The following is a 23,531-nucleotide window of genomic DNA, read 5'->3' as shown; positions in this document are numbered from 1 at the left end:
GCAATCTGTTCCCCGGCATTCAAGCTCAACGTTTGATTTTTTCCAAGAGATTCACTCTCAATTTCACTTCTTCGCGCGGCTGCGATTCATAAATGTCGATACTTGTTTGATAATAGCTCAATACTGCCTCCGCAAACGTTTTTGATGAAATTTCCTGCATCAGCCCATCCCATACTTCTTGATTTGTCGCAACATCCGAGCTGTGATAAAAATCCGCATAGGCGATGATGGTCTTGCCGATTTTGCCATCCTCGTCGAACAACATCCCCAGGCTGTCTTCTTTAATCAGACCGGATAAGTAGTCATTCCGTTTAGCGATGACTGGACACCCGTTAACAATCGATTCCAGATAAGTCAAGCCTTGCGTTTCCGAGTCTGAAGCATTGATATAAATGTCTGCCATCTGATAATATTCGCTCACATCTTCATTTCTGACTTCTCCGACAAAAATGACGTTTCCGGCCAAGCCCATTTCCGACACCAGCGTCTCCAACTCGTGGCGCATCGGTCCGTCACCCACGAAAATAAGCTTCGCGGACGGGTAGGCTTCCACGACCTCAGGGAAAGCATGAACGAGTTTATCCAGGTTTTTTTCCGAGGACAGCCTGCTCAGGGAGAGCAACACCAGTTCGGAATCCGAAATGCCCAATTCTTCGCGTTTCTTGGCTTTGATGCCGTCAATCCGATCCGGTATCTGAACACCCGTTGGGATGACGCGAATTTCCTTATAGATGTTGTAGGAGGCCAATTTCTCTTTCATTTGCTGACTCGGAGCAATGATGCCCATCGTTCGGTTGCAGAAGTAGCGGGAAGCAATTTTTACCGCTTTGGGCTTCACCACTCTTCCGTTAGCGATGTAATGCAGATATTTTTCGTACATGGTGTGGTAGGTGTGCACTGTCGGAATCTGCAACATATAACCGACAAATTTGCCCGTCAACCCCAAGCTGAACTCCGTATGTGTATGCACAATATCTATCTTCTGTTTCTTCGCTTCCTTCAGCGCTTTGTTCATTCCTTTGACCGCAATCCTGCGATCTTTGAAAGATAAGAACGGGATACTGGTCAAACGGATTATATTTTTTTCATCTTCATCAGCTTTTGGGTCAGTGGTGGTAAAAATGATGACCTCATGACCTTCTGCCTCCAATTCCTCTTTCAAAGTGCGGATTGATGTTGACACCCCGCTCACTTGAGGAAAATACGAATCTGTAAACATGCCTATTCTCATGACTTCACCTCGAAAAAATCCCATTAAATTTATAATTGCTCAACATATCCAGTATATAGAACATTCTGATATTTGTCACTCATCCCGCAGACCTACTTTCAAAATATATTTTCACGAAGCGGCTTCCACAAATATAGGGGTCTGCAATCATAATTGGCTTGAAATCGCAGGCACGCAAAAAGACCAGGCATGCAAGCATGCCCGGTCTTTTGTGCCTGAATCGGCTTAAACTAACTTAGCTTTCATTTCTTCAACTAATGCAATAACTTCTTCGACAGTCGTGCATTCATTGATCGCTTTGTCCGCTAATGTTTCCATTTCTTTGGAATCCAGACGTTTCATCAAGCTGCGTGTTTTCAGGACGCTGGATGCGCTCATGGAGAACTCATCCAAACCAAGACCTACCAACAACGGAACCGCTGTTTGGTCACCGGCCATCTCGCCACACATGCCAGTCCATTTGCCTTCAGCATGAGAAGCATCGATAACATGCTTGATCAGCGTAAGGATAGCTGGGTTGTATGGTTGATACAAGTAAGAAACTTGTTGGTTCATGCGGTCTGCCGCCATTGTGTATTGGATCAAGTCATTTGTTCCGATACTGAAGAAATCTACTTCTTTAGCGAATTGATGAGCTAATACAGCAGCTGCCGGGATTTCGATCATGATACCTACTTGGATATCATCAGCAACTTCTACGCCATCGGCCAATAGATTCGCTTTTTCTTCATCCAACATCGCTTTTGCTGCTCTGAATTCGTTCAGAGTTGAAATCATCGGGAACATGATGCGTAATTTACCGTAAACGGAAGCACGCAACAATGCACGCAATTGTGTACGGAACATCTCTGGCTCAGCCAAACAAATACGGATTGCACGGTAACCCAAGAATGGGTTCATTTCTTTCGGCAATTCCAAGTAAGGCAGTTCTTTGTCCCCACCGATGTCCATTGTACGAACAACGACAGGTTTGCCTTCCATGCCTTCCAAAACAGCTTTATAAGCATCGAATTGCTCATCTTCTGTCGGGAAGTCCGAAGAATCCATGTACAGAAATTCAGTACGGTACAGACCTACCGCTTCAGCGCCGTTAGCGATAACGCCGTCCAAATCTTTAGGCGTTCCGATGTTGGCTGCCAATTCGATATGTTTACCGTCTGCAGTCACTGTATCTGCATTCTTCAGTTTGTGCCATTCCGCTTGCATAGCAGAAAACTCTTCAGCTTTCTTTTTGTATGCAGCTAATGTCTCTTCATCAGGGTTGATGTAGACGTCGCCGTCCAAACCATCCAAAATGATGATATCGCCGTCTTTGACGATTTGTGTGATCTCTTTTGAACCTACGATTGCAGGAATTTCCAAAGAGCGAGCCATGATTGCGCTGTGGGATGTGCGTCCACCGATATCGGTAACGAATCCTTTTACAAAATCACGGTTCAATTGAGCAGTGTCACTAGGAGTCAAATCTTTGGCAACGACGATCACTTCTTCTGTGATTGTCGATGGGTTAGGGATTTTGACGCCCAACAAGTGGCTCAATACACGCTCCGTAACGTCGCGGATATCCGCTGCGCGCTCTTGCATGTATGGGTTGTCTTCCATCGCTTCGAACATACCGATGAACATGCCGGCAACATCAGAAAGTGCTGATTCAGCATTGACACCGTTGTCACGAATGTTGGCGTTCATTGATCCGATCATTTCTGGATCGGATAATACCATTAAATGTGCATCAAAAACTTGTGCTTCTTCTTCGCCAAGTGATACTGCCGCTTTGTCTCTGATTGCACTTACCTCTGATTTAGCGGTTTCAAAGCTTTCCAAAAGGCGAGCAACTTCGCCTTCTGAATCTTCCACTTTACGCTTCTCAAAGGACAGATCCGGCTCAGTAAGCAAATATGCTTTCGCAATTGCAATACCATCACTAGCTGCTATTCCTTGTAAGTGGTTTTTCATATTACTCTGCTAGCCCTTCTTTTACCATTGTTTCAGTGATTCCAGCCATAGCGTCAGCTTCGTCCGGACCTTCTGCAGTGATGACAACATCAGCGCCTTGGCCTACGCCTAATGACATTACACCCATGATTGATTTTAAGTTAACAGATTTACCTTTGTATTCTAAATTAATATCAGAATTGAATTTGCTTGCAGTTTGCACCAATAAAGTTGCTGGACGTGCGTGAATCCCTGTTTCTGCGATTACGTGATATTCTTTTCTTTCCATAGTCATAAACCCCTTTGAGATGTATTTATTTAAGGTACTTTTGATACGTTTCCATTATAACAGAAAAATGGAAAAACGAATTAAAAATAACCCTTTCATTAAATAAGATTAACATTTTTCGCTTTATACTACAACTGTTTTAAATAGATTCGTTCAAATTTTTGTCATAATTGTTGAAATGCCACTAATTTAATACAACCTTCCATTTGGCTGGATACCGTCCCGGAATAAAAATTTTGCCTCATTCCAAGTCAAACCTCTTGAAAGTCAAAATAGGTCAATGTATAATGGGTCCATAAGGTCAGAGTTGGTCAGTAAACCTTCTCGCGAGTATTCCTTAGCCGTTACTACTATAATATACATGTAGCTATGATCCATATAGAAAGGAAGATTGCCATGCTTTGTCAACATTGCGGAAAAAACCAAGCCTCCATTCATCTGTATGCCAGCGTGAATGGACAAAGACGCCAAATCGACTTATGCCAGAGCTGCTACCAAGAGTTCAAAGCCGCTCAATCGCAACAAAACAATCCGAATCCAAGATCCCAAGGCCCAGTGGACCCATTTTCTTTCGGTAATCTGGATTCCTTCTTCAAACAAATGCAGCAGAACCAAGAACAGAATTATCAACAGCCTCCTGCCCCGGAAGCTGCCCGCGGAGGCAAAGGCGGCGGCAAAGGCGGCTTGCTGGACGAATACGGCATCAACTTGACGCAATTGGCCCGCGATGGCGGTATCGACCCTGTCATCGGAAGGGACAGCGAAATCGCACGCGTCATCGAAATCCTGAATCGCCGCACGAAAAACAACCCTGTGCTCACTGGGGAAGCCGGCGTCGGTAAAACAGCCGTAGTGGAAGGCCTTGCTCAAAAAATCGTGGACGGAGATGTCCCTCAGAAATTACTGGAAAAAGAAGTAATCCGTTTGGACGTCGTCTCGCTCGTTCAAGGAACCGGCATCCGCGGCCAATTCGAAGAACGGATGCAGAAGCTGATGGATGAAATCCGGGCGAACAAACAGATCATCCTCTTCATCGATGAAATCCACGAAATCGTTGGCGCAGGAAATGCTGAGGGAAGCATGGATGCAGGCAACATCCTGAAGCCTGCCCTCGCGAGAGGCGAACTGCAATTGGTCGGCGCCACAACGCTGAATGAGTACCGCAGAATCGAGAAAGACCCTGCATTGGAACGCCGATTCCAGCCCGTGCGCGTGAATGAACCGACACCTGAACAGACGTTGATCATTCTCCAAGGCATCCGGCCGAAGTACGAAGATTACCACCATGTCAAATTTACGGACAAGGCACTGGAAGCGGCAGTCAAATTGTCGCACCGCTATATCCAGGATCGTTTCCTTCCCGACAAGGCCATCGATCTGCTTGATGAGTCCGGATCCAAAAAGAACCTGACCATCAAAGCCATCGATCCGAAACAGATCGAGGAACGCATCGAAACGGCCGAAAAGGAAAAGCAAGCCGCCCTGCATGCTGAGGATTACGAAAAAGCTGCCTACTATCGCGATCAGATCACAAATCTGACTAAGATGAAACAGAATCCGGCCCCAGCTGATGGCGATCCCGTCGTAACGGAACAGGATATCCAAAAGATCATTGAGATCAAAACAAATATCCCGGTCGGTGAGTTGCTTGAAAAAGAACAGACGCAATTGAAGAACCTTGATGCCGATCTGAAGAAAAATGTCATCGGTCAGGACGAAGCCATCGACAAAGTATCCAAAGCAATCCGCAGAAACCGGATCGGATTAAGCCGCAAAAACCGTCCGATCGGTTCTTTCCTGTTCGTGGGACCTACCGGTGTCGGCAAGACCGAATTGGCCAAACAGTTGGCGATCGAAATGTTCGGAACCGAAGACGCGATCATCCGCTTCGATATGAGCGAATACATGGAAAAACATGCCGTCTCCAAATTGATCGGTTCGCCTCCTGGGTACATCGGCTATGACGAAGCCGGCCAATTGACCGAGCGCGTCCGCCGCAGCCCGTACAGCATTTTACTGTTGGATGAAGTCGAAAAAGCCCATCCGGATGTTATGCATCTCTTCCTGCAGATTCTTGACGACGGTCGCCTGACGGACTCCCAAGGCAGGACCGTCAGCTTCAAAGACACCATCATCATCATGACCAGCAATGCCGGCACAGGCGTCCAGGAAGCAAGTGTAGGATTCGGCGCAGCCATGAAAGGCAAGACGCATTCCATCCTGAACCGCTTGAGCGATTATTTCAAGCCTGAATTCATCAACCGCTTCGATGCGATCGTCGAATTCAACCAGCTGTCCAAAGAAAATTTGAGCAGCATCGTCACACTGATGTTGGATGACGTCAACGAATTGTTGAAGGATAAGGAAATCAGCGTTACCGTCTCACAGAAAGCAAAAGATCGACTTATCGATCTGGGATATGACCCAAGCATGGGCGCACGCCCGCTGCGCCGCGTCATTCAGGATCAGATCGAGGACCAAGTAGCCGAATTCTACTTGGATAATCCGAAAATCAAAGATTTGTTTGTCGATGCGGACGAAGAAGGCAACCTGATGGTCGTAAGCAAAGTCGAACGCACAGAAACAACGGCATCTGAATAAGAAACGATTTCGCAAAAGGCAAGAGTCCAAGAAGCGGCTCTTGCCTTTCTCCTTTGAAAGGCCATGAAAATTATTCATTTGTTTGTTTACTCTTTAAATAAATTAACAGTTGTTATATAATTATTCTATAAACAGCCAACCTAAGTTAGGGGTGTTCGTCCATGAAATTGATCGATGTTACAAATAGCCACGCTGATCTTGTACGTGAGCAATTGGCCAACACCGATGCTCAATTTGTCAAAGTTTATTCTTTGGGACAAACTACAGTCATCTTTACCGGTGCCGCAACACATGAGGATGTCATTATCCTCAACAAAAACCGTCGTGTGAAGCAAAGCGAAATCGACTTTGTTCTGACGAAATTGTTGCATCTTACCGTTGACGATGTGGAAGTTATGCCTGGCCATAACTTCGTGGAGCTATCTCATCTTAAATGATTGACATTTTTTGCACTCGAAAAAAACTCTTCTTAACGCAAAACGCACACTGCTTTTCAGCAATGTGCGTTTTTTGTTTTTTTTTGATGGTTCAAATTAAAGCAAAGCTGTCAATTTGACTTCCGGATACTTGTCCTCGAACCAACGCATAGCAAATTGGTTTTCGAAAAGGAATACAGGATTGCCGAAACGGTCGCGGCACAATAAGTTACGGCTGGATGACATATTCGGATCCAAATCTTCCGGATCAATCCATCGCGCAATTTTGGAGCCCATCGGCGTCATTTCGACTTCCGCGTTGTATTCATGCAACAAACGGTACTGGAACACTTCAAACTGCAATTGACCGACCGCACCCAAAATGTAATCTTCTGTGTGGTAGGTTTTGTACAACTGGATCGCCCCTTCTTGAACTAGCTGTTGCACACCTTTATGGAAGGATTTCTGTTTCATGACGTTTTTCGGAGTGACTTTCATGAACAGTTCAGGTGTAAATTGCGGCAAAGCTTCGAACTGAAGTCCTTTTTTGCCTTCATGGATCGTATCGCCGATCTGGAAGTTGCCGGTATCGTAAAGTCCGATGATGTCCCCTGCTACTGCCGTCTGGACTTGTTCGCGGGAATCGGCCATGAACTGCGTTGTATGCGCCAGTTTGATTTTTTTGCCTGTACGGGTCACAAAAACATCCATTCCGGGTTTGAATTCACCAGAGCATACCCGCACGAAAGCAATCCTGTCCCGGTGAGCCGGATTCATATTTGCTTGGATCTTGAAGATGAAGCCGGTGAAATTTTCGTCAGTAGGTTCAACGATCTCGTCCGCTACTGTCACATGCTCACTTGGGCTCGGAGCAAAATCCACAAAGGCATCAAGGAATGTCTGAACGCCGAAGCCAGTCAAAGCTGATCCGAAGAAGACAGGCGTCAGTTTCCCGGCTGCAATCGCTTCTTCAGAAAAGTCGTTGCCCGCCTCTTTCAGCAATTGAACATCTTCAACCGCTTGGGTATAGATGGTTGAATGCGTCACTTGATAATCGCCTTCGATTTCGCCGTCCTCATTCAGCGGCAGAAAATCATTGTCTTCATTCTCTTCTGGATGAGTCAATTCAACGCGATTATTGTAGATGTCATAGAGACCCAACAAATTTTTCCCCATGCCCATCGGCCAGTTCATCGGATAAGCATCAATCCCCAATACTTCTTCCAATTCCGCTATCAGATCCATCGGCTCGCGGCCATCACGGTCCAATTTATTGATGAAGGTGAAGATCGGAATCCCTCGCATACTGCAGACTTTGAATAATTTCTTTGTCTGCGGCTCAATCCCTTTCCCGCTGTCGATGACCATCACCGCGCTGTCCACAGCCATCAGAGTACGGTACGTATCTTCCGAGAAATCCTCATGTCCGGGCGTGTCCAAAATATTGATCTGTTTGCCGTCATAATCAACCTGCATGACCGAACTGGTTACCGAAATACCCCTTTGTTTTTCAATATCCATCCAATCCGATTTGGCGAATTTGCCTGATTTTTTCCCTTTTACCGTCCCGGCTTGGCGGATTGCGCCCCCGAACAACAGCAACTGCTCCGTGATGGTCGTTTTACCGGCATCCGGATGGGAAATGATGGCAAATGTTCTTCTTGCTTTTACTTTATCTGCTAATGTTTGAGTCATGTTGTTCCCCTTTTTTCCAAATATCTCTATCGTGACATCGTGAACGTAAGAAAAGCGGAACGGGTTCGTTCAGCCCTGAATGAATTTTAGGAAATCGTGCCGACTGAGCATCGAAGAGCGCAATTGCTGAGAGACTTCCTGCGTCAGCAGGTTAGTCGAACAGTATCCTTGGCTCGTAGAGACAAGGGATTCCTTCCTAAATTCCGAAGGGCTAACCCGTGAAGCTAGCCAACTTCTTGATTGGATAAAACATTTCGCAAACCCGTGAAGCACCTGTGGTGATGCACTTTTGTTTTCAAAATATTATCTACTTTCCATCACACAAAAAGATAGCATGAGCAATATGCACACGCTAACCCACGACAATACCTTTGTTATTATACAAGAAATCCGAGCATTCCACAAGATTTCCCTTGCGACAGTATGCGGACCCAAAATACGGGTTGGTTATCAGTAGGTATACTATCCCGCATGCAAAAAAGCAGCCTCCCCCTGACCGACTTTTATCGATCCGGGCAAAACTGCTCATCATTCAGTCTCTTCCTTCTGTTTCTTCCGCTTCATCGGCGGTTTCTTCAGCCGCTGCCTCGTCCTCTTTGAAACGTTCTTTTGCGGGCCGGTCGTTCTCATTGATATAAGACACCCCGACTTTCAAAAGACGGCGATTGTCGAACTCCAACGTTTTGATGGTCAATCCGTTCTCTTCGATGGATGCTTGCTCATTTTCTTCCGGAAACTCACCCAACTCGGTCAACAGATAACCGGCGATCGTATCGACATCCGCTGATTCAAGTTGCGTGCCAAAATAATCATTGAAGCGATGCAAAGGCGTAGCCCCATCGGCTTCGTATACATTATCGCCGATCCGCTCGATCAGCACATAGCTCTCATCGTATTCATCCTCGATATCGCCAACGATTTCTTCCAAAATGTCCTCCAAGGTCACAATCCCTACCATGCCTCCGTATTCGTCATGGAGCAACGCCAATTGGTTATGGCTTTTCTTCAGGTAGGACATCAACTCATCCGTAAGAATGGTTTCCGGGACAAACAGAGGCTCATTCATGATTTTCCGCAGATCGATCTGGTCGATCGGCGTGTTCTTGGATTCCTTCAACAGATTTTTCAGATGCAGCACACCGATAATATTATCTTTGTCATCCTCATAGATGGGTATGCGCGTATACGGTGAATCCAAGGCGGCCTCTATGTTTTCCTCGACATCATCGTTCACATTCAGCATGAAGGTGTCCGTCCTCGGCACCATCACCTCCCGGGCCATTTTATTGTCCATGGAGAGCACCCCTTTCAGCATATTGAATTCCATCCGTTCGATGGTCCCTTCATCGCTGCTCTTCTCCAAAAGCTCCCGCACTTCTTCACGCGAAAACATATCGTTGCCGCTTGTGAACGTGATCGGCGTCATTTTTTCAAGGACGCTCGTTGAAAAAGACAAGAACCAAACGAAGGGCCTCATCAGTTTTTGCACGACAGTGATGAAGCCAGCACCAGCGCGCGCCACTTCTTCAGGGCGTTGCAGACCGAGTTGTTTCGGGTACAGTTCACCGAAAACCAAAGAAATGTAGGAGAGCATTAATGTCACGATCAGAATGGCGGCCTGTTCCGCTCCTGGTATATTGCTCAAATAGGGATCGAGTTTGGCTGCGAATGTATTGGCAGCCGAAGCACTGGAAAGGAAGCCCGCGAAAGTGATGGCAACTTGGATAGTCGCCAAAAAGTCATCGGAATGATCCAAAAGCGCCAAAATTTTGCGCGCTTTTTCATCCCCTTTGATGGCTTGGTTCGCCACCCTATTTTTATTCAATGAAACAAATGCGATTTCGGATGCCGCAAAAAATGCGTTCACCAATGTCAATACCGCAATCAGCAGCAGTTGCCAAAGCAAGGTCTGATTACTGGGGTCTGTGGTCATAGATTGTTTCTCCTTCGTTTTTATATCTCTTTGAGAGTGGATTGTTATCTTTCATTATCTAATGACCCGGCAAAAAAAACAAGTGTTTTATCCGGATATACCATTCCCCCCACAAAGAACCCCTCCAATAATCAACGGATCGATTAAAGGAGGGGTTCCAAATTATGGGATTGAATTATTTAGCAGCTAATTCCGCTTCTTGTTCCAAAGCTTTTTGAGCCAACAAGTTCAAGTAGTTCCAAGGACGGTCAAAGTGAGGTTGGAAGAAGAAGTCGACCAGAGCCAAATCTTCGATCGTCATTTTATTTTGGATAGCCAATGACAAGGTGTTGGCTGATTGTGTGATGTCATACTTGGACATCAGCTGTCCACCGACGATGCGGTTCGTGCCTACTTCGTAGACAAGTTTCATCAACACTTTTTCATTTGAAGGCATGAATTCCGGACGGTAGAAGTCTTCCAGAACTACGGAACGTGTTTCAAGTCCGAAAGCTGCAGCACTTGCGTCATTCACACCGGTAGAACCGATAGTGAAGCCGTTCAGGTACAATCCGGAAGTGGATTGGGTTCCGCGGTATTTCATTTTAGGACCGTTGATGTTTTTGCCGACCAATAATCCCATACGCACAGCATTTGTTGCCAACGGAATATATGCATGTCCATCGTTCGGATTGTAGTTTACAGCACAGCTGTCTCCTGCTGCGTATACGTCAGGCAAGCTTGTTTGCATGTAGTCATTCACGATGATGGCACCGTTCTTCATCATATCCACTTGGCCTTTGACAAGGTCAGTGTTCGGTCGGAACCCTACGCATAAGATGACCATTTCAGCTTCGTATTCTCCGCCTGTCGTCACAACGGTTGTGATGTCTCCAGCTTCATTGTCTTTGAAGCCTTTAACCATTTCATTCAATTGTACTTTTACGCCATGTGCGCGCAAGTCATCTTCAAGGATGTCCGTGAATTCAGAATCCAAATATTTGTTCAGAATGCGATCCAAACCATCGACCAATGTAACTTCTTTTCCGTCGTTGGCAAATGCTTCCACCAACTCGATACCGATGTAGCCGCCGCCGACAACGACGATTTTCTTTTTGTCATCTTTGCGTGCGATGATTTCTTTTGCTTGGTTGTAGTTTTTGCAAAGCAAAACATTTTTGCTTTGGATGCCGTCGATTGGAGGGATGATTGGCCACGATCCGATTGTCAAAACCAACTTATCGTAAGTGTCTTGGAATTCTTCTCCGGTAACTAAGTTTTTCACAGAAACAGTTTTTGTAGCTGTATCAATGTTTGTTACATCATGTTGCATGTTTACGTTTGCGCCCAATGAAGCGAGCTCCTCAGGGTTAGAATAGAATAATCCTTGTGGATCTTTCACGACACCGCCGACGTAAAGCGCAATCCCGCATGACAGGAATGAAACGTTGTCGTTTCTTTCGTATACTGTTAATTCAGTACCTGGATTCTCCTTCAAAATTGTCTTCACTGCTGACGTTCCGGCATGTGTACATCCCACTACGATCACTTTCATTATGCTTCCTCCTAAATTTTCCGCATTAATATATTTTGCACAAACCAATTGCCATCATTCTCATAATTCATAATAAAAACTGCACAAATTGATTCGTTATGCTCTTAATACTTTTTACATAATAAAGGATTCCAAAGGTAAAAAGCAATCAATAACCCTTGGAATCCATATTAATTTTTATTATTGTTTATGCAACACTTTTTTTCTTCTGTTTTTAACATAACCGTGGACATATTGGACAATGGTTTTCACTACTGCATACGCGGGAATCGCCAATATCATTCCCAATACACCAAAGATTTTCCCTGCCGCCAAGAGCAGAAACAGGATCGTCAGGGGATGCATATCCAGCGTTTTGCCCAAGACATTCGGTGAAATGATGTTCGATTCCACTTGCTGTACCACCAGCACAACGGCACAGACCAACAAGGCTTTTGCCGGCGAGACAGTCAGCCCGATTATCGCGGCTGGAACTAAGCCGATGTATGGCCCAAGGTAGGGAATGATATTCGTGATGGCTGCCGTGACCCCAAGCAGGAAGGCGTACGGCAATCCGATCAGCAGATACCCGATAAAGGTGAATGTCCCTACGAACAAACAGACAAGCGCCTGCCCGCTGATGTATTTGGCGATTGTTTTGTTGATTTCCTTAAAGAGCGCCAGCACATCTGCTGAATATTCGTGCGGCAGCAATTGGGCAACCGCTTCAGGAAACTTATGGCCATCCTTCAGCATGTAGAAAAAAATCAGCGGAATGATGACGACAAGTAAGGCGATATTGGCTACAGCCGACAGTACGGAACCGATGCTGCCCGTCAAGCCATTCAGGAAGGTGCTGATGCTGCTTTGGACATTTCCGCTCAACTGGGACAATTGGGTCGGAATGTCCAGTCTCTGAACCCATTCCTGTTCAATCACTTGCTGATAGAGTTTGTTCAAGGAACGGACCACGCCAGGTAAATTCGTCAACAGTTCTCCGATTTGGCTTACGAGATTCGGAATGAGCCCCAGAAATGAGAAGATGACGATGCCGATCAGCAGTACCATGACTATTAGGATGCCTACCGGCCGTTTGATGTTGAGCCTATGCTCCAACATTTCGATGAACGGCGTGAAAATATAATACAGAAACCCTGCCACGAGCACTGGCGTGAATATCGTCGAGATGAAGGCGCCGATCGGATAAAAAATAAAATCGATTTTTGTGGATACCCAAACCAGGCACGCCATCACCAAAAGCCAAACACTCCAGTAGAGCAGATTCGTTTTTCTTAATTGTTCCATTCAATATCCCCTTGTTTCCCAGGCTGTTTGCCGATCATCGGAGCGGACAGATACGCTTCCAACAGTCTGGCGCAGGCTTCCAGGGACTTCCGATGGGTCCGCTCATAGGCGTGGCTGGCATCGATTCCCGGTCCGATCAAAGCATGGCGCACGTCCCAACCCGCTTTCATGGCTGCAGAAGCATCGCTTCCATAAAACGGATAAATATCCAGTTTGTAAGGGATCTCTTGCGATTCGCATAGTCCGACCAACTGTTGTCGAAGTCCGAAGTGGTAGGGACCCGACCCATCCTTCACGCAGATGGACACCGTATACTCGTCAGTCTGCTGATCGTCACCCATCGCTCCCATATCGACAGCCAAATATTCCACCGTGTGCGGCGGCATATTCGAGTTGCCTCCGTAGCCGATTTCCTCATTGTTCGAAAAGAAGAAGCAGGTCGTATAAGGCAGCGTCAGGTTTTCGTCCGCGATGCGGTGCAGGAACTGCAGCAGGATAGCCGCACTGGCTTTATCGTCCAGATGCCTTGACTTGATGTAACCGGTCGGGGTAATCTCTGTCCGAGGCGCAAAGCTGATGAAATCCCCTACCCCGATGCCAAGCGAAGTGACATCTTTGGCGGAGTGCACTTCCGCATCCAGACGGATCTCCATATTGTCTTGACTGCGTTCAGCCGTGCGCGCATCTTTGTAGACATGGACACTCGTTTGGTGCAACAATATCGTTCCCGTCCAGTCTTTTCCTGTTGCGGCGCTGTGGACCGTGCAGTATTCACCATCAATCGAATGATAAGTGAATCCGCCGATCAGGTCGATTTTCAACCTTCCATCCGGTTTGATCGCGCGCACCATCGCCCCAAGCGTATCGATATGCGCTGTCACAAAGCGTCGGCTTTGATTTTCGGTACCTCTTACCGTCACCATCAGGCTGCCCTTGTTGTTTTTTTCAGGTTGGTACCCCTTCTGTTTCAGGTTTTCATCCAGAAAATCAATGATTTCTGCGGTATATCCAGTCGGCGACGGGATGTTTGTCAATTGTTGGATCGTTTCGATTATTTCTGGCATAAATTATTTCCTCCTCTTGCTGATTATATAAGTATAGCAAAAGAACCCGGTTAAAAAAGACAAAAGCAATTAATTCAGACAAAAAATGCCGAATCAGGTAAAATAAGAAAAGAGGTTCTGCGAACCCACCAAATTTCGAAAGCGAGGAATACGCGTTGTTGCATTTTGAATGGACACAAAATCTAAAATCCAAAACCTACAAGGATGCCTTGGACATCCGTAAAGAAGTATTCGTGGAGGAGCAACAGGTGCCGGTTTCCATAGAAATCGACGATTTGGAAGACAAAACCCTGCATCTCGTCGGATATGAAGAATCCATCCCTGTTGCCACAGCCCGCATCTATCCGATGGAAAACGGCAAATACAAAGTGCAGCGTGTTGCCATCCGCAAAGCCGCACGGGAAAAGAAATACGGCAGCATCCTCATGCAGGAAATCGAAAGGCACGTCCGTGAACTCGGAGGCAAGCGCCTGTTCCTCGGAGCCCAGAATCATGCCATAGGTTTTTACGAAAAAGTCGGCTACACCATCTGCGGCGAAGAATACGAAGAAGCCGGGATTCTCCACCACGACATGGATAAAATACTATAGCACTGAGCCAAAAAAAACAGGCAATGGACAAACAGCCGCTTTGGCTGTGTCCGTTGCCTTTTTTTTGCACCTACATGAGGGTGCTGATAAAATGTTTTGCGATGTTGAAATAGATCAAGACGGAAGTCAAATCGCTGAATGTCGAGATGAACGGTCCGCTTGCAACGGCAGGATCAAAGCCAAGACGATCCATCAATACCGGAATCAAGCTACCTGCCAGATTCGCCACCGTGATGGCAACCAGCATGGAAATGCCGATGATCCCACCCAAGATGAAATTCTGTTTCCAAACACCGATGACAAGCGCAATCGAGACACCAGTCACTAACCCTGAGATAAATCCTGTCGCCAACTCGGATAAAATGGTACGGAACAAATTTTTCTCCTCATCATCCTGCATGCCGATTTTCCGGACGGCGACGGCAAGTGATTGTGTCCCCGCATTACCGGATGTTCCGGTGATCAAGGTGACAAATACGGAAAGAATCGATGCATCCGAAATCAAACCTTGATATTGACTAATCAAGGTTGACGTTCCCATACCCAAGAATAATAGCGTAATCAACCAAGGCAACCGTTTGGATGCTGCCACAAACGGATTTTCTGATTGCTCCTCAACGTCGACCCCGGCCAAACCGGAGAAGTCACTGATGGCTTCCTCATCGATGACGTCGATGATGTCATCGACGGTGATGATCCCCAACAATACATTGTTTTCGTCGACTACCGGCACAGCCAGGAAGTCATAGTCCCGGATTTTATGGGCAACATCTTCTTGCCCTTCGTTTACGTTCACGGATACGATCCGCTCGCTCATGATATCGCCGATCATCATGTCTTCATCGTTCACGATCAGATCCCTCAAGGAAATGACCCCGACCAGCACATTATCCACATTGACGACGTAGATATAGTAGATTGTTTCCGCATTAGGCGCTTTGCTTTTAAGGATGGCCATCGCCGATCGGACTGTCTGATTGGCGACGATCGAGACGAATTCCGGCGTCATGATGGCCCCGGCAGTCTCATCTTTATAATTCAACAAGGCCCGGATTTCTTTCGCTGATTCCACTGGCATTAAGCGCAGATAAAGCCAAATCCGTTCATCCTTCAGTTGCTTCAGCATATCCACGGCATTATCGGCGTACATGTTGGCCAACATGTCGGCAGCGTATTGATTGTTCATTTCCAAAAGATACGCTTCGATCGACTCGACATCTTCTTCGATGATTTCGAACATGTCGGCCATTTCATTTGCTGAGAGATAATTGTACATCGTGATGCGTTCCTCAGGCGCCAAAGCCAGATAAATCTGGGCCTGATCGTAGAGGTGATAGTCCAAAAAATCGGAACGGAATTTTTCTATATCCTCGCCCTGGAGCGATTCGCGGATTTTCGCCAGCGCTTCGTCCAGGTCAAATTCATATTGTGGTTCCAACACGGATATCAGCCTCCTTTTCTCTCTGTCTGCTTTCCCATTTGATGAAATCATCCGGCAACGGCGCTTCTATCTTTAAGAATTCCCCACTGATCGGATGCACAAATGCCAATGACTCGCAATGCAGGGCTTGCCGCAACATTTCTGGGTCAGCTTTGCCACCATAAAGGTCATCCCCAAGCAGAGGCGCACCAATTGAGGTGAAATGCACCCGAATTTGATGGGTCCTTCCCGTATGCAACTTGATTTTCACAGTCTGCCCATCCGGATAGGACTGATCCAACCAATATTCAGTCAGCGCTTGTTTTCCGTCTTCCCTGACCATTCGCGTCATGATCGAATCCTCTGTCCTGCCGATAGGGGCATCGATGAATCCGTGCGGCTGCGTCAGCACCGGTTCGGATAAAATCGCCCGATACGTTTTGTCGACTTCCTTGTTGCGCAATAGCGTATCCATCAGAGCATGCGCATACCCATGCCTTGCAAAAAGCATGACGCCGGTCGTATCACGATCCAGACGCGTAACAATATGGATGACTTGGTCCACGTAGCCCTGGCGTTGGTAGTAGCCTTTGACGCGATTCGCCATGGAAAGACGCGGGTGCACCTTTGATGGGATGGAAGCAGCGCCAAACGGTTTGTTCACAACCAAAAAGTGGTCGTCCTCAAACAAAATGTCCAAAGGCATATCCACCCCGACAGTCGTTTCATGTTCCCCTTCATCCGGAATCCGGATCATTACTTTATCGCCTTTTTCCAAGGTCGCCAGTACCGTTCTTTCTTTACCGTTCAGCCAGATACTGCCACCATCAAATTTGATGGTAGCCAATAGACTTTTTGATATTCCCTTGGAACGTAAAAAAGTCTTCATCTGTATCGTCTCTTCTTTTTCATATATCCAGCTAAAAATCACTCTACACTACCCCTACTCTATACCAAATCTCTACGTGCGGAACAGCCGCCTTGGTTTGTTCTGTGCTGATCCAGACATTGAACAGATCACCCGGCAATACAATGATCCTGAAACCTTCAGGATCCCGCCCGGCAACATACATTCCTATTCTAACCAAAATGAGGACATTCCACAACTCATGCCCCGTCATCATGCAAAAAAAAATTGACCCACAAAAAGAGCCGCACCATCTGACTCGCTGGTGCAGCCTTGCCTTATCTGTTAATATTTTTTTTCAAAATCGATCAGGTTGCGGCTTGGTTTGCCGTCTTTCTTGTAACTCTTTGCATTTTCCAAGACAACTTCAAACAGATTATCCCGGAAATGCTCAACCACACCCGAAAAATGCGGCGTAATCAGTATCTTTTCATGCTTCCACAATGGACTTTCGGCAGGCAACGGTTCCTCGTCGAACACATCCAAAGCCGCATACGCCACTGTTCCGTTGTCCAATGCCTTGACGAGGCTATCGCTGTCAACCGTGACGCCACGTCCGACATTCACAAAGAGAACACCCTTTTTCATGCGCGAGAAGAGGGCATCATCAAAAACATGGTAGGTTTCATCCGTTTGGGGGAGGACATCCACGACAACATCCGCAAAGTCGATGACAGTGCCGATATTATCCATTTTGACCGTCACATCCAAGCCCGGTAACTCCTTGCCGCTGCGATTGACAGCGATGACTTTCATACCGAATGCTTTAGCCAATTCTCCCAGTCGATTGCCGATGTGGCCTGCCCCTACAATCATCATCGTTTTGCCTTTCAGTTCCTGGAGCTCCGTGGTCTGTTCCCATTTGCGTTGCGGCTGATTCAGGATTGCAGTTTTCAATCCGCGCATATGCGAAAGTAATACGCCGATGACGTATTCAGCAATCGGTTCGGCGTGGATACCGCTCGCGTTCGTCAAATAAATTCCTCGTCTTTCAAAGGTTGCCAACGGTAGGCTGTTCACGCCAGCCGAAATCGCTTGGACCCATCTTAAGGAAGGCAATTGCCCTTCCTCCAACAGGCCGGTCAATCTGTCGTTCCAGCCGACAGTCCACTCGACCTCACCGAATGCTTCTGTTTCCGCATCATCGGTAACCATCTCGTGATCGGGATAAAGTCCCTTCAGCGTTTCGATGTGCTGTTCCTTCAAACGTGTCTTCAGCAGCCACTTTTTGGTTGACATATTCACCGCTCCTTTGTCCGTTCGTTCCTGTCGTTTTTCTTTACGCCGATGAACGCATCTTCGACCCGATCCCAGAAATGCGTGTGACGGTAACGCGCAAAATGCACGCGCTCCTGGGCAATCCGGTAAACCAGTCGTTCGATGCTTCTTTTCTTGAATGTCAAATGATCTACAGACAAAATCAAGCGATCTTCCTTGTGTGGATAAATGACGATCCATTCGTCTTTCGCGATGATCATGGGCGAGCTCAGCGTCCGATAGATGCGGTTATTCACTGAGGCCATCTCAGTCAGCTGGATGGCTTCCGTTCGGGGATGGATTACGGCTCCGCCAAGCGATTTGCTGAACCCAGTCGACCCTGTAGGCGTGGATACACAAAGGCCATCGCCACGGAATGTCTCGAACAGTTCATCCTTTACATAGATATCGCAAACCATCGTTCCGTCCATTTTCTTCAAACTTGCTTCGTTCAGAGCGATGTAGCGGGTTTCTTCCTCCTCATCCGCATACTTGACGCGGACATCGAGCAACGGGTAGCTGACGCTTTCCCCTTTGTCATGCTTCAAGCTTTCCACTAGTTCTGGCAGTTCATAGGTCCGCCAATCCGTATAAAAGCCCAGATGCCCAGTATGGATCCCCACAAAACGCACCTGGCTCAATTGGTCTTCGTATTTATGGAAAGCCGAAAGCAATGTGCCGTCCCCCCCAATCGATACCACTAGATCAGGATAATCCGTGACAATTTCGATTTTTTCAGAGAGGCACATCTCTTTGAACTTCGCCGCGACGGATAAAGTCTCTGGCGTCTGGTTATGGACCAGTGCAATTTTCATATCCGATCTCCTCTCGAACAATTTTATCGTCCATCTTCTTTTTTGTCGGAAAAATAGCGTTGCGCATCCTTGATTTCTTCGCGTATTTCCGACATTTCTTCGTCCAGACGGAAAGCAGCTTCTGCCGCACGTATCAGACGGTCATGCAATTCTTCCGGATATTCGCCCCGATATTTGTAGTTCAACGAATGTTCGATCGTTGCCCAAAAATTCATGGCCAATGTCCTGATCTGAATTTCGACCAGTATTTTCTTCTCTTCATAAATGCGTTGCACCGGATATTCGATCACCATATGGTACGAGCGATAACCGCTCTCTTTTTTATGTGTAATGTAATCCCGTTCTATGATGATCTTAAAGTCTTTTCTTGCGCGCAAAAGGCGCACAACTTCGTGTATGTCCTCTACAAATTGGCACATGATCCGCAAGCCGGCAATATCCTGTACGTCCTGTTCCAGTCTGGTCAGGTCAATGTCCCGGACTTCCGCCTTTTCCAATATGCTTTCCTTTGTTTTGACACGGCCAGTGATGAATTCGATGGGCGCGTGCGCATTCTCATCGCGATATTGCTTACGGATTCCCTTCAGCTTAACTTTTAATTCCTCTACCGCTTGTTCGTACGGTGCTAAAAATGAATCCCAGTTTTCAACTTCCTTATTTTCCATAGAACGACACCCTATCATATAGTATATGCTACTTTATTTTATCACAATTATTTATGATTCTATACAATTCTTGTCGAAAAGGACCGAATTCATTTTTCCTTCAAATATAAACGTTACACTCTGTGCACAAGCATCGCTAAATGATAAACTCCGCAAAACTTATGATACAATAAGAATAAATTTTCGCATCGCCTGCTGGTATATATGCTGATGGACGGACTGTAACGAAGACACGGATTTCCGATCAGCAGTCGCGACCAAACGAACCTCATAACCGAAAGGAAGTAATGATGATGAGCCAAAATATTGAAAAAGAATTCAAAAACCTATTGAATAAAGGAGAATACGAGGCATTGATTACTGCCTTCAACCTTGATGAAACTGAACCGATCAAGCAAACCAACGTCTATTTCGATACACCTGATTATAAACTGAAGGAACTGAACAGCGGATTGCGCATCCGTATGTATGAAGATAAAGGTGAAATCACACTGAAGACGCCTATCCAGGAAAATGAAAAATTGGAAACGAACGATGATCTGACTCTCGAAGAGGCAAAAAAATTGGTTGATGCCCATCGGATGAAAGCATCGGGAAATGTAGCCGATAAACTGAAGGAGTTGGGCATTGCGACAGAGGACCTTGTGATCATCGGCCAGCTCTCAACCATCCGCTATGATTTCCCTGGGGACAAAGGGACTTACTTCTTGGATAAAAGCTTCTACCAAGATCAAATGGATTACGAATTGGAATTCGAGTCCGAATCTTTGGACGAAGGCGCTCTTGCATTCCAAACTTTCCTGAAGCTTCACGACATCAAAGTTCGTAAAACGAAACAAAAAATCGAACGCATGCTGGCTTATCCAAATTCGACGACACACCAATAGTCGGTACCCGAAAACGGCCTATACTGACATACCCATTCTCCGGAAACCAAATCGAGAATGGGTCTTTTTGCTTATCCCAATGCGCGAAAACAGACAAAAACGCGAAATCCTTCTATTTGGGTCGGATTTGAAGCCGTACAAGATAAAAAAATCAGTCGATTTAGTTGCAAAAAAGTTAATTGTCTCGTAAAATACACCTTGACAATAAAACAAGTGATACTGAACAAGAAAAAATGAAGGTTGTACAGAAGAATCATGGCCTGTCTCAAAAGGCAGCTCTTCGAGAAGCCTTATTGCTACTTGTTTAGGCTTTTTTTTGGTAAACTAAAAGTAAGCAAAACAAGAAAGAGGGAGGAATAAAATGTATAGGTCAAAACAGAATACAACTGATTCTATCTCTTCTCCCCAACAGATTTTTGAGCTTTATCTATTTGTGAATCCGATCGGCTACAAATGCTACCGCACGGAACAAGAAGTCCTGAAATTCATGAGTTCGTTGGATGGGCCTAAAGTCCACTTCCGTTTCATAACGTTCCATAATTTCAATACCGTCACTCAGTATATGAAGCGATTAAATTTACCGGAAAAAGATTTAACCTTACGCAATCAAATATATAGTTCAATCTATGATGCCTCTCTGGCTTATAAGGCCGCTTTGATGCAAGGCAAAAAACGCGGCCGCAACTTTTTGCTCCATCTGCAGAAATCACTTGCGGACGGCAAAACCACCTACTCAAATGAATTACTGGCGGAAGTGGCAGCCAAAGCCAAACTGGACGTCGACATGTTCTTTGAGGACAAAGAATCGCCTTTCGTAAAGAACAGCTACGAGGCAGATCAGCATATCGCACAAGAGATGAACATCAAAACGAATCCATCGCTTGTCATCTTTGATAATCTGAATTATCAATACGGCCTTTTGTTGGAGGACAACATCACTGCCGAAGTACTTCATGAAGTGATCAAAGACTGCTCGGTTGCATGCGAACAGAAAAGCGCCAACATGAAAAAAACGAATATTACGACAATCGGAAAAAACTACCTACGCATCACCCACTGATGGGAAAAGCTTCGCGGTCCAGCTAGGACCGCGAAGCTTTTTCATTTTTTATTGCAAAGAAATTAAATGCGCTCCTGCTGACTACTCTTTTTGAGCTGCAATCAATTGTTCCAGTTCATTCAGACGTTCCTCGAACACTTTCATGGCATCCTCGATATAAGCGGACTGGGTCATATCCACGCCTGCTTTTTTCATCACTTCAATCGGATAGTCGCTGTTTCCTGCCTTCAGATAGGAAAGATACTGCTCCAACGCGCCTTCCTCGCCCTCAACGATGCGTTTTGCCAACGCCGTTGCAGCCGAAAAGCCGGTAGCGTATTGGTAAACGTAATAGTTATAGTAGAAATGCGGGATGCGGGTCCATTCGATGCCTATTTCAGGATCTTTTTCTACGCTTGGACCATAATACTTGGCATTCAGTTCTGCATAATAAGAAGTCATGAAATCTTGCGTCAATGGCACGCCAGCCAAAGCTTGTTGATGGATGTAGTGCTCGAATTCAGCAAATTGGGTCTGGCGGAAAATCGTTCCTTTGAAGCCGTCCAGATAATGATTCAAAATATAGATGCGGACCTTTGGATCGGTCTGGGTCTTCAGCAAGTAATCAGTCAAAATATTTTCGTTCGTTGTCGAAGCGATTTCGGCCAGGAAGATCGAATAATCGCCGTACACATAGGGCTGATTCTTCCTCGTCAGATAGCTGTGCACACTATGACCCAGTTCATGAACCAAGGTGTACAGTTGATTCAATGAATCTTGCCAATTCATCAGGATATACGGATTCGTGTCATACGCGCCGGAAGAATAAGCTCCGCTGCGTTTGCCCTCGTTCTCAAGCCAATCGATCCAACGGTTGCCGAATGCTTCCTGGAGGATAGCCAGATAATCTTCTCCCAACGGCTGAAGTCCACGCAAGGTTTCTTCAGTCGCAGCCTCGATGCTGTATTTGATCGGAGCTTCACCTGTCAACGGCGTATACATATCATACATATGCAACTCCTCTACACCCAACAACTCCTTGCGCAAGTCCACATAGCGGTGCAACAAAGGCAAGTGCTCATTGACTACGTGCAGCAATGTATCATAAACCGATTCAGGAATGTGATTATTCGCCAGCGCCGCTGCGCGGGCAGATTCATATTTATGCACTTTGGCTTTGTAATTGTGCGCCTTCACGTTCGTGGATAAGGTAGTCGCAAATGTATTTTTCAGACCATCATATGTTTGATAGAGCGCTTTGAAAGCTCCTTCGCGCACTTCCCGATCCGGACTTTCCATCAATTTCCCGTACAAACCATGAGTCAACTGGACATCTTGACCTTCCTCGTTCTTCACTATCGGGAAGGTGATATCAGCGTTATTGAGAACCGAAAAAGTCTTGCTTGGCGCAGCAAAAATTTCCCCAGCACCCGCCAATAGCTCTTCTTCTCTGGCGGACAGGACATGCTCACGAGCAGAGGTAAGGCTATCCAATAGATGCGCAAACGGCTTCAGCTCTTCATTTTCTGCCAAGTATTTCTCCAGATCATCCTCCGGAATCTCAAGTATTTCCGGCTCGAACCAAGAGGTAGCTTCACTGACGCTCGTCAAGATCGATATCGCCTTGTCGTGCAAGTTTTGATACAGACTGTCCGCCGTATCCTGATCATTCTTCAGATGGGAATAAACATAAACCCTTTCCAACTTTTGATTGATTTTGAGGACTTCTTCAATCCCTTTCAACAAAGCTTGACTGCTCGAGCCGATGGTTCCTTGCAAAGCCCGCACGAACGGCACTGCACCCGCTAATTCATCCAACGCTTTCTCAAAAGCTGCATCTGTCGGAAAGATCGCTGTCAAATCCCATGTGGAAGCCTCAGGGACTTCCGCTCTCTTCAATTGTTTCTCTGTGTTTGTCATCCACTTTCCCCCTCAAATTATTTCAATAGTATAATTTTAGCATACCTTA

The 23,531-nt window shown here is 46.2% G+C and carries 20 protein-coding genes; 5 read left to right on the top strand and 15 right to left on the bottom strand.

The features are described 5' to 3' along the window. Nucleotides 1-25 precede the first annotated feature (25 nt). From BM184_RS09070 to BM184_RS09060, 3 genes are all read right to left on the bottom strand, one after another. Nucleotides 26-1,183 carry a glycosyltransferase gene (locus BM184_RS09070; protein WP_245830750.1) on the bottom strand — a complete coding sequence of 386 codons (1,158 nt, stop codon included), beginning with the start codon at nucleotides 1,181-1,183 and terminating at the stop codon, nucleotides 26-28. Between the two features lie 273 nt (nucleotides 1,184-1,456). Continuing rightward, nucleotides 1,457-3,187 carry a phosphoenolpyruvate--protein phosphotransferase gene (ptsP, locus tag BM184_RS09065; RefSeq protein ID WP_086943396.1) on the bottom strand — a complete coding sequence of 577 codons (1,731 nt, stop codon included), beginning with the start codon at nucleotides 3,185-3,187 and terminating at the stop codon, nucleotides 1,457-1,459. 1 nt (nucleotide 3,188) lies between these two features. Next, nucleotides 3,189-3,455 (bottom strand): phosphocarrier protein HPr, encoded by a 267-nt coding sequence (locus BM184_RS09060; protein ID WP_068559983.1) that lies wholly within the window; start codon nucleotides 3,453-3,455, stop codon nucleotides 3,189-3,191. A gap of 396 nt (nucleotides 3,456-3,851) precedes the next feature. Between BM184_RS09060 and BM184_RS09055 the strand changes: the two genes are divergently transcribed. Both BM184_RS09055 and BM184_RS09050 read left to right on the top strand, forming a co-directional pair. Continuing rightward, nucleotides 3,852-6,056 carry an ATP-dependent Clp protease ATP-binding subunit gene (locus BM184_RS09055; RefSeq protein WP_086943397.1) on the top strand — a complete coding sequence of 735 codons (2,205 nt, stop codon included), beginning with the start codon at nucleotides 3,852-3,854 and terminating at the stop codon, nucleotides 6,054-6,056. Nucleotides 6,057-6,217: 161 nt separating this feature from the next. Continuing rightward, entirely contained in the window at nucleotides 6,218-6,493 is a 276-nt protein-coding gene (locus BM184_RS09050; protein ID WP_068623254.1) for a DUF1827 family protein, read from the top strand. Between the two features lie 96 nt (nucleotides 6,494-6,589). Here the strand turns inward: BM184_RS09050 and BM184_RS09045 are convergent, their stop codons facing one another. The 5 genes from BM184_RS09045 to BM184_RS09020 form a co-directional block, all read right to left on the bottom strand. Next, complete coding sequence (locus BM184_RS09045; protein ID WP_086943398.1) at nucleotides 6,590-8,167, bottom strand: peptide chain release factor 3; 1,578 nt, start codon at nucleotides 8,165-8,167, stop codon at nucleotides 6,590-6,592. Nucleotides 8,168-8,699: 532 nt separating this feature from the next. Beyond that, entirely contained in the window at nucleotides 8,700-10,100 is a 1,401-nt protein-coding gene (locus tag BM184_RS09035) for a hemolysin family protein (RefSeq protein WP_086943400.1), read from the bottom strand. A 175-nt stretch (nucleotides 10,101-10,275) separates the two neighbouring features. Beyond that, nucleotides 10,276-11,634, bottom strand: coding sequence for an FAD-dependent oxidoreductase (locus BM184_RS09030; protein ID WP_086943401.1), 1,359 nt, complete (start codon nucleotides 11,632-11,634; stop codon nucleotides 10,276-10,278). Between the two features lie 180 nt (nucleotides 11,635-11,814). Beyond that, the gene (locus BM184_RS09025; RefSeq protein ID WP_086943402.1) at nucleotides 11,815-12,918 is read right to left on the bottom strand and encodes an AI-2E family transporter; all 1,104 of its coding nucleotides are present in this window, start codon (nucleotides 12,916-12,918) and stop codon (nucleotides 11,815-11,817) included. Continuing rightward, nucleotides 12,906-13,982 carry a M42 family metallopeptidase gene (locus BM184_RS09020; RefSeq protein ID WP_086943403.1) on the bottom strand — a complete coding sequence of 359 codons (1,077 nt, stop codon included), beginning with the start codon at nucleotides 13,980-13,982 and terminating at the stop codon, nucleotides 12,906-12,908. The genes BM184_RS09025 and BM184_RS09020 overlap by 13 nt, the downstream gene beginning before the upstream one ends. A 155-nt stretch (nucleotides 13,983-14,137) precedes the next feature. On the opposite strand from BM184_RS09020, the gene BM184_RS09015 reads away from it, so the two are divergent. Then, nucleotides 14,138-14,572: a GNAT family N-acetyltransferase gene (locus BM184_RS09015; RefSeq protein WP_245830752.1), complete on the top strand. Its 435-nt coding sequence runs from the start codon at nucleotides 14,138-14,140 to the stop codon at nucleotides 14,570-14,572. A 70-nt stretch (nucleotides 14,573-14,642) separates the two neighbouring features. On the opposite strand, the gene mgtE is transcribed toward BM184_RS09015, so the two are convergent. The 6 genes from mgtE to BM184_RS08985 all read right to left on the bottom strand — a co-directional run bounded on the left by mgtE (nucleotide 14,643) and on the right by BM184_RS08985 (nucleotide 19,636). Next, on the bottom strand, nucleotides 14,643-16,013 hold the full coding sequence (gene mgtE / locus BM184_RS09010; RefSeq protein ID WP_245830754.1) for a magnesium transporter: 1,371 nt from the start codon (nucleotides 16,011-16,013) through the stop codon (nucleotides 14,643-14,645). Beyond that, nucleotides 15,994-16,881 (bottom strand): RluA family pseudouridine synthase, encoded by an 888-nt coding sequence (locus BM184_RS09005; protein WP_375152991.1) that lies wholly within the window; start codon nucleotides 16,879-16,881, stop codon nucleotides 15,994-15,996. The genes mgtE and BM184_RS09005 overlap by 20 nt, the downstream gene beginning before the upstream one ends. A gap of 43 nt (nucleotides 16,882-16,924) precedes the next feature. Then, nucleotides 16,925-17,080, bottom strand: coding sequence for a hypothetical protein (locus BM184_RS15285; protein ID WP_177208608.1), 156 nt, complete (start codon nucleotides 17,078-17,080; stop codon nucleotides 16,925-16,927). A gap of 104 nt (nucleotides 17,081-17,184) precedes the next feature. Continuing rightward, on the bottom strand, nucleotides 17,185-18,138 hold the full coding sequence (locus BM184_RS08995) for an NAD(P)-dependent oxidoreductase (protein ID WP_086943408.1): 954 nt from the start codon (nucleotides 18,136-18,138) through the stop codon (nucleotides 17,185-17,187). Between the two features lie 2 nt (nucleotides 18,139-18,140). Further along, entirely contained in the window at nucleotides 18,141-18,971 is an 831-nt protein-coding gene (locus BM184_RS08990; RefSeq protein WP_086943409.1) for an NAD kinase, read from the bottom strand. Nucleotides 18,972-18,994: 23 nt separating this feature from the next. Then, nucleotides 18,995-19,636, bottom strand: a complete 642-nt coding sequence (locus BM184_RS08985; RefSeq protein ID WP_086943410.1) for a GTP pyrophosphokinase — start codon at nucleotides 19,634-19,636, stop codon at nucleotides 18,995-18,997. Nucleotides 19,637-19,929: 293 nt separating this feature from the next. On the opposite strand from BM184_RS08985, the gene BM184_RS08980 reads away from it, so the two are divergent. After that, nucleotides 19,930-20,523 (top strand): CYTH domain-containing protein, encoded by a 594-nt coding sequence (locus BM184_RS08980; protein WP_177208607.1) that lies wholly within the window; start codon nucleotides 19,930-19,932, stop codon nucleotides 20,521-20,523. Between the two features lie 361 nt (nucleotides 20,524-20,884). Next, nucleotides 20,885-21,583: a DsbA family protein gene (locus BM184_RS08975; protein ID WP_086943412.1), complete on the top strand. Its 699-nt coding sequence runs from the start codon at nucleotides 20,885-20,887 to the stop codon at nucleotides 21,581-21,583. A gap of 81 nt (nucleotides 21,584-21,664) precedes the next feature. On the opposite strand, the gene pepF is transcribed toward BM184_RS08975, so the two are convergent. Further along, nucleotides 21,665-23,482 carry an oligoendopeptidase F gene (gene pepF / locus BM184_RS08970; protein ID WP_086943413.1) on the bottom strand — a complete coding sequence of 606 codons (1,818 nt, stop codon included), beginning with the start codon at nucleotides 23,480-23,482 and terminating at the stop codon, nucleotides 21,665-21,667. Between the last annotated feature and the right edge of the window lie 49 nt (nucleotides 23,483-23,531).

The sequence above is a fragment of the Trichococcus pasteurii genome, from assembly GCF_900112935.1.
Lineage (GTDB): Bacteria > Bacillota > Bacilli > Lactobacillales > Aerococcaceae > Trichococcus > Trichococcus pasteurii.
Note: the sequence above shows the minus strand (reverse complement) of the source record. Positions and strands in the feature narration are given on the sequence as shown.

Bases quoted from the DNA above. Each gene is read 5' to 3' on its own strand.
- ptsP (WP_086943396.1), bottom strand. From the start codon at position 3,187: ATGAAAAACCACTTACAAGGAATAGCAGCTAGTGATGGTATTGCAATT.
- BM184_RS09060 (WP_068559983.1), bottom strand. From the start codon at position 3,455: ATGGAAAGAAAAGAATATCACGTAATCGCAGAAACAGGGATTCACGCA.
- BM184_RS09055 (WP_086943397.1), top strand. From the start codon at position 3,852: ATGCTTTGTCAACATTGCGGAAAAAACCAAGCCTCCATTCATCTGTAT.
- BM184_RS09050 (WP_068623254.1), top strand. From the start codon at position 6,218: ATGAAATTGATCGATGTTACAAATAGCCACGCTGATCTTGTACGTGAG.
- BM184_RS09045 (WP_086943398.1), bottom strand. From the start codon at position 8,167: ATGACTCAAACATTAGCAGATAAAGTAAAAGCAAGAAGAACATTTGCC.
- BM184_RS09035 (WP_086943400.1), bottom strand. From the start codon at position 10,100: ATGACCACAGACCCCAGTAATCAGACCTTGCTTTGGCAACTGCTGCTG.
- BM184_RS09030 (WP_086943401.1), bottom strand. From the start codon at position 11,634: ATGAAAGTGATCGTAGTGGGATGTACACATGCCGGAACGTCAGCAGTG.
- BM184_RS09025 (WP_086943402.1), bottom strand. From the start codon at position 12,918: ATGGAACAATTAAGAAAAACGAATCTGCTCTACTGGAGTGTTTGGCTT.
- BM184_RS09020 (WP_086943403.1), bottom strand. From the start codon at position 13,982: ATGCCAGAAATAATCGAAACGATCCAACAATTGACAAACATCCCGTCG.
- BM184_RS09005 (WP_375152991.1), bottom strand. From the start codon at position 16,881: ATGAAGACTTTTTTACGTTCCAAGGGAATATCAAAAAGTCTATTGGCT.
- BM184_RS08995 (WP_086943408.1), bottom strand. From the start codon at position 18,138: ATGTCAACCAAAAAGTGGCTGCTGAAGACACGTTTGAAGGAACAGCAC.
- BM184_RS08990 (WP_086943409.1), bottom strand. From the start codon at position 18,971: ATGAAAATTGCACTGGTCCATAACCAGACGCCAGAGACTTTATCCGTC.
- BM184_RS08985 (WP_086943410.1), bottom strand. From the start codon at position 19,636: ATGGAAAATAAGGAAGTTGAAAACTGGGATTCATTTTTAGCACCGTAC.
- BM184_RS08980 (WP_177208607.1), top strand. From the start codon at position 19,930: ATGAGCCAAAATATTGAAAAAGAATTCAAAAACCTATTGAATAAAGGA.
- BM184_RS08975 (WP_086943412.1), top strand. From the start codon at position 20,885: ATGTATAGGTCAAAACAGAATACAACTGATTCTATCTCTTCTCCCCAA.
- pepF (WP_086943413.1), bottom strand. From the start codon at position 23,482: ATGACAAACACAGAGAAACAATTGAAGAGAGCGGAAGTCCCTGAGGCT.